General features: G+C 74.6%; 4 protein-coding genes and 1 pseudogene. 2 read left to right on the plus strand and 3 right to left on the minus strand.

The annotated features are described in order from the left end of the window. Window positions 1-9 precede the first annotated feature (9 nt). Window positions 10-948: a DUF4349 domain-containing protein gene (locus AB0E14_RS24255; RefSeq protein WP_362421753.1), complete on the minus strand. Its 939-nt coding sequence runs from the start codon at window positions 946-948 to the stop codon at window positions 10-12. Between the two features lie 159 nt (window positions 949-1,107). Between AB0E14_RS24255 and hemG the strand changes: the two genes are divergently transcribed. Then, window positions 1,108-2,583, plus strand: coding sequence for a protoporphyrinogen oxidase (gene hemG / locus AB0E14_RS24260; protein ID WP_362421756.1), 1,476 nt, complete (start codon window positions 1,108-1,110; stop codon window positions 2,581-2,583). A gap of 17 nt (window positions 2,584-2,600) precedes the next feature. Further along, the gene (hemQ, locus tag AB0E14_RS24265) at window positions 2,601-3,314 is read left to right on the plus strand and encodes a hydrogen peroxide-dependent heme synthase (protein ID WP_362014450.1); all 714 of its coding nucleotides are present in this window, start codon (window positions 2,601-2,603) and stop codon (window positions 3,312-3,314) included. 376 nt (window positions 3,315-3,690) lie between these two features. Here the strand turns inward: hemQ and AB0E14_RS24270 are convergent. Then, window positions 3,691-5,115 (minus strand): annotated as a pseudogene (locus tag AB0E14_RS24270) (alpha/beta hydrolase); the annotation flags it as partial. 148 nt (window positions 5,116-5,263) lie between these two features. Beyond that, window positions 5,264-6,089, minus strand: an 826-nt coding sequence (locus AB0E14_RS24275; protein ID WP_362421760.1) for a TIGR04222 domain-containing membrane protein, incomplete at its 5' end; no start/stop codon positions are given.

Below are 6,089 nucleotides of genomic sequence, written 5' to 3' on the forward strand. Positions count from 1 at the left end.
CGGGGCCGTTCAGTCGGCGGAGGCGTTCCGCTCCTCCACGGAGGCGGAGGCGGAGACGCCACGCTCCTCCCCGCCGGACGGGGTGCGGCGCGCCGGGCGGCGCGGCCGGATCACGTACCGCCACAGCAGATAGCCGGCCAGGGCCACCGCGAGCCACGGCGCCAGCGCCGCCAGGACGATCCCGATCCAGGCGAGGGCCGCCACCAACGCGTTCCAGCCGCCCGCGAGCGCGTCCAGGAAGCCCGGCCGGTCCTCGTCCTTCGCCGGCTTCGCCGTCTCCTTCTCGGTGAGTTCGAGAGTGATCGTCGCCAGGGTCGTCCGGTCCTTCAGCGAGGCCTGCTGCGCGAGGAGCGACTCCAGGTCGGCCTGACGGCGGCTCAGCTCGCCCTCCAGGGTGACCACGTCGCTCAGCTGCGTGGCCCGGTCCATCAGCTCGCGGACCCGGGCCACACTCGCCCGCTGGCTCGCGATCCGGCTCTCCACGTCCACCACCTGCTCGGTGACGTCCTTGGCGTCCGCCTTCCTGGACAGCAGCTTCCCGCTGCCCGCGAGCTCCTTGAGCACCGACTCGTACGAGGCCTGCGGCACGCGCAGCACGACCCGCGAGGTCACGTGCGAGTCGTCGATCCGCTCGGTCGCCTCGTTGGCGACATGGCCGCCCGCGTCCTCGGTGACCCGGCGGGCGGTGGCCAGCGCCTTCGTCGCGTCCTCGACCTCCACGGTCAGTTCGGCGGTACGGATGATGTGCTGCTGGGCCGGGGCGGGGGCGGACGGCTTCTTCGCGTCCGCGGGCGCCCCGCCGCTCCCGGCCCTGTCCGCCTCGTACCCCTGGTCGGCCGCCGCGCCGTCGGCAGGCTTCGCCGCGCTGAGGCTCTTCTCGTCGGCGCCGCTGTCGGACGCCCCGGCGCCGCAGCCGCTCAGCGCCAGCGAGACCAGCAGCAACGCCACGGCAGCTCTGCGCGCTCCTTGCGCTCCTCGCACAGGATCCCCCCTGAGGTGGTGGTGAGTGATGCCGGTTCGACGTGCGAGGGGGTCCAGCGGGTTGCCCTTCGGGGGTAGCGAAGCGGTCACGTTCTGGCCTCGGAACGGGTTTGAGAGAGTGGAGCCATGAACGCGGACACCAGGGCCAGCAGGACACCAGCGCATGTCGTTGTCGTCGGAGGCGGGATCGCCGGTCTCGCGGCGGCCCACAGACTGGTCTCGGCCGGCTTGCGCGTGACCCTGCTCGAAGGCGGGGACCGGATCGGCGGCAAGCTGCTCGCCGGCGAGATCGCTGGCGCCCCCGTCGACCTCGGTGCCGAGTCGCTGCTCGCCCGCCGGCCCGAGGCGGTCGCGCTCGCGCGTGCCGTCGGCCTCGGTGACCGGCTCTGCGCGCCCGCCACGACCACGGCGTCCGTCTGGAGCCGCGGCACGCTCCGCCCGATGCCCAAGGGCCATGTCATGGGCGTCCCCGGCGACGCGGCGGCCCTTGCCGAGCTGCTCTCCGAGGAGGGCCTGCGCCGGGTCGGGCGCGACCGCGAACTGCCCCCCGCCGATCTCGGCGAGGACGTCGCCATCGGTGCCTACGTCGCCGAGCGCATGGGCCACGAGGTCGTCGACCGGCTCGTCGAGCCGCTGCTCGGCGGCGTGTACGCCGGTGACGCCTACCGCATCTCCATGCGGGCCGCCGTGCCCGCGCTGTTCGCCGCCGCCCGCAACCACCCCACGCTCACCGACGCCGTCCACGCCGTCCAGCGGGCGGGCGCCGCGACCCCGTCCGACGCGGCGGGCGCGGCGACCGGACTCGGCGGCTCCGCCTTCGCGGGCATCGAGGGCGGCATCGGCACCCTCCCCGAGGCCGTCGCCACGGGGATCCGCGCGGCGGGCGGCGAGATCCTGACCCTCATGCCGGTCACCGAGCTGCGCCGGGCGCCGGACGAGTCGGGCGCGGGGGACTGGCGCGTCGTCGCCGGCGGCCGGGAGTTCCGTGCGGACGCCGTCGTCGTCGCCGCGCCCGCCTGGGCCGCCGCCGAGCTCCTCGCCCCCGAGGCCCCGGCCGCCGCGCGCGAGCTCGGGACCGTCGAGTACGCCTCGATGGCGCTGGTGACCCTCGCCTTCCGGCGCCAGGACATGCCCGCGCTGACCGGCTCCGGCTTCCTCGTACCGCCCGTCGACGGGCACACCATCAAGGCCTCCACGTTCTCCAGCCAGAAGTGGCAGTGGGTCTCCGACGCGGCCCCCGACCTCTTCGTCCTGCGGACCTCCGTCGGCCGCTACGGCGAGGAGGAGCAGGTCCACCGCGACGACGCCGACCTCGTCGAGACCTCCCTCAAGGACCTCGCCGCCGCCACCGGGCTCTCCGCCCGGCCCGTCGCCACCACCGTCACCCGCTGGACCGACGGCCTCCCGCAGTACCCCGTCGGCCATCTCGCCCGAGTCGCCCGCATCCGGGACGCCGTCGCAGAGGTCCCCGGACTCCGCCTCGCGGGCGCCGTGTACGAGGGCGTCGGCATCCCCGCCTGCGTCGCCTCGGGCCACCGCGCGGCCGACGAGATCATCGCCACGTCGGAAACCACCCACCCTGGTGCGGGGCACTGTCCGTGACGGGCGAGAATAGGCGTATGAGTGCGCCCGAAAAGATCCCGAACGCCGGTAAGAAGGCGAAGGACCTCAACGAGGTCATCCGCTACACCCTGTGGTCTGTCTTCAAGCTGCGCGACAACCTGCCCGAGGACCGCGCCGGCTACGCCGACGAGGTCCAGGAGCTGTTCGACCAGCTCGCCGCGAAGGACATCACCGTCCGGGGCACGTACGACCTCTCCGGTCTGCGCGCCGACGCGGACGTCATGATCTGGTGGCACGCCGAGACGAGCGACGAGCTCCAGGAGGCGTACAACCTCTTCCGCCGCACCAAGCTGGGCCGCGCTCTCGAGCCGGTCTGGTCGAACATGGCGCTGCACCGCCCCGCCGAGTTCAACAAGTCGCACATCCCGGCCTTCCTGGCCGACGAGACGCCCCGCGACTACGTGAGCGTCTACCCCTTCGTGCGCTCCTACGACTGGTACCTGCTGCCGGACGAGGACCGTCGCCGGATGCTCGCGGACCACGGCAAGATGGCCCGCGGCTTCCCGGACGTGCGGGCCAACACCGTCGCCTCGTTCTCGCTCGGCGACTACGAGTGGCTCCTCGCCTTCGAGGCCGACGAGCTGCACCGGATCGTGGACCTCATGCGCCACCTGCGCGGTTCCGAGGCGCGGATGCACGTCCGCGAGGAGGTCCCCTTCTACACCGGCCGCCGCCGTTCCGTGGCGGACCTGGTGGCGGGCCTGGCCTGACGGCGGCCCTACCGACTCGGTGACGGCCCGGCGACCCCCCCGGGCGGGACCCCCCCACCCCGGAGTACAGACGGCGGGCGGGGGTAGGGCCCCCCGGGCACCGCACCCCCGTGCGGGGCCCCGGGGGGGGCGCCCCCCCCCCCCCCGCCCCCCCCGGGTCGGGGGGGGAGGTGGGGGCGGGGCGGCCGTGCGGGCGCCCCCCCCCCCGCGGCGCGGGCGGGCCCCCCGGCGGCCCCCCCACCCCTCGACCCGGAAGATCAGACGGCGGACGGAGTTCCGACCGCCGGTCCAGCGACACCGGGTCCGGCTCCGGGTGCGGCGCGCACGACGCGCGCCGCACCGGCGTCTTTTCAGGGGCCTGCGGTACGGAAGCGGCCGGCACCGCCCCCGTCAGCAGATAGCGCTCCAGGTACCCGTTGACGCAGGCGTTCGCACCGCCCCCGATGCCGTGCGTCCCCGCGTCACGCTCGGTCACGAGCGCGGAACCCGCCAGCCTCCGCTGGAGCTCCAGGGCCCCCTCGTACGGCGTGGCCGCGTCCCGCTCGGCGGCCAGGATCAGCACCGGCGGCAGCACCCCGGGACCGGTCCGCACGTCCAGCGGCTTCTGACGCGGTGCCTTCCAGTACGCGCAGGGCAGGTTGGACCAGACGTTGTCCCAGGTCTCGAAGGGGGCGACCGCCGCGAGCGCGGTGTTGTCCCGGTCCCAGACGGCGAAGTCCTCCGGCCACGGCGCGTCGTTGCACTCCACCGCCGAGTAGACCGCCGCCTGGTTGCCGGTGTCCTCGGTGATCTCCTCGCTCGGCGCCGCCTGCGCGATCAGCGGCTCCGCGTCGCCCTTCAGATAGCGGGCCAGTGCCGTCGCACGCAGCGGCCAGTAACCGTCGTGGTACCCGGTCAGCAGCATCGCGCGGTGCAGCTGGCCCGGCCCGACGCGCCCACCGGCCGGCTTCGCCGCGAGTTCGGCGCGGACCTTCTCGTAACTCTCCTGCACCTGCTGGGCGGTTGAGCCGAGGCCGTACACCTTGTCGTGTTTGGCGGCCCAGGTGCGGAAGTCGGCCCAGCGGCGCTCGAACGCCCGTGACTGGTCGAGGTTGTTGAGGTACCAGATCTGGCGGGGCGCGGGGTGGACGGGCGCGTCGAGGACCATCCGGCGCACCCGGTGCGGGAAGAGCGTGGCGTAGAGCGCGCCGAAGTACGTGCCGTAGGAGGCGCCCATGTACGTCAGCCTCGGCTCTCCGAGCGCGGCCCGCAGCACCTCCAGATCCCGGGCGTTGTTCAGCGAGTGGTAGTGCCGCAGCGCCTTGCCGGTGCGCGTCGCGCAGCCCTGGGCGTACGTCTTCGCGCGGGCGATCCGCTCCTGCTTGAAGACCTCGGAGGGCCGGGTCGGCGCCGGGGTGGGGCCGGTCGCGCGGTCGACGGGGTCCTGGCAGGAGACGGGAGCGGAGCGGCCCACCCCGCGCGGGGCGTAGCCGACGAGGTCGTACGCCGCGGCGATCCGCTTCCAGGCGGGGAGTTCGGCGACCATCGGGAAGGACATGGAGGAGGCGCCGGGCCCGCCCGGGTTGTAGAGGAGCGCGCCCTGGCGGTCGGCGGCCGGGCCCGAGGCCTCGACCCGGCTGACGGTGAGCGGGATCCGGGTGCCGTCGGGGTCCTCGTAGTCCAGGGGGACCAGGAGCGTGCCGCACCGGACCGAAGGCGGCAGTTTCTCGGCCGCCGGGCAGTCGCCGAAGGCGATGCCTTCGACGGCCGCGCGACGGGCCGCGACGAGCACGCCGCCGGTCTCCGCGGGCGGGGCCTCCAGGGCGGGCGGGGTGAGGAGCGGGGACAGCAGCGCGGCGGTCAGCGACCCGACGGTTCCGGTCAGCGCGAGGGCTTTCACGGCAGGATCGTTGGAGCGTCCGGGCGCCGTGTAAAGGACCGTCGGGGCGTGTCGGCGGAAGACGACCCGATCAGCTGCTTGAGCCTCCGCCGCAGCTGGAACCGCTACTGCTGCTGGAGCAGGAGCTGCCGCCGCTGCTGGACCCGCTGGAGCACGAGCTTCCGCTGGAGCCGCCGGAGCAGGCGCTCGCGGAGCAGCCGCCCCCGCCGCCGCCACCCGTGCTGCCCGAAGCACCACCGCACCCGCCGCCGTTGCCCGGTGTGCCCGCGCACCAGTGCAGCGTCGCGAACAGGGCGGCGTCGGTGCCGGACGAGGAGGAGGACGAGGAGGCGTGGCTGCCGACGGCGCGGCCGGTCACGGGCATCCGGGCTGCGGCGATCAACTGGGTGCGCAGCTCCTCGTCCGGTACGGCGCGCAGTCCGCGCAGCGCGACCTGGTGCCCGGCGTCGGGAGCGTAGACGTGGTCCCGCTGGTACGCGGTGGCGGCGCGGCGGCCTGCGGGCGTCACGCGGCGGGCGTTGTAGGCGGCGCAGAGGGAGGCGGCGAGGATGCCCGCGAAGAGGACCGGCCCCGACTTGAAGATGAACGGCAGCTCGTAATAACCGGTGCCGCCGGTGCTGAGCGCGAAGGAGAGGACGAACAGGGCGACCCATCCGAACAGCAGCGTGCGGCACCAGCGCTGCCCCGCCCGCCTGACCTCGGCGGTCACCATCAGGCCGCGCGCCGCGAGGCCGTCGCCGATCTCCTGGACGGCGGCGCCGCGCATCACGGCGAGGCGCAGCTCGTGCAGGGCCTGGTGCGGGGCGGCGTCGAGCTCCTGGAGGACGGCCCGCTCGACGTGGCTGCGGGGCGTCGCGCCGGGGCGCGGGACGACGATGCCGGGGCCGCCGACGGCG

Source organism: Streptomyces sp. NPDC047981 (assembly GCF_040653315.1).
GTDB lineage: Bacteria > Actinomycetota > Actinomycetes > Streptomycetales > Streptomycetaceae > Streptomyces.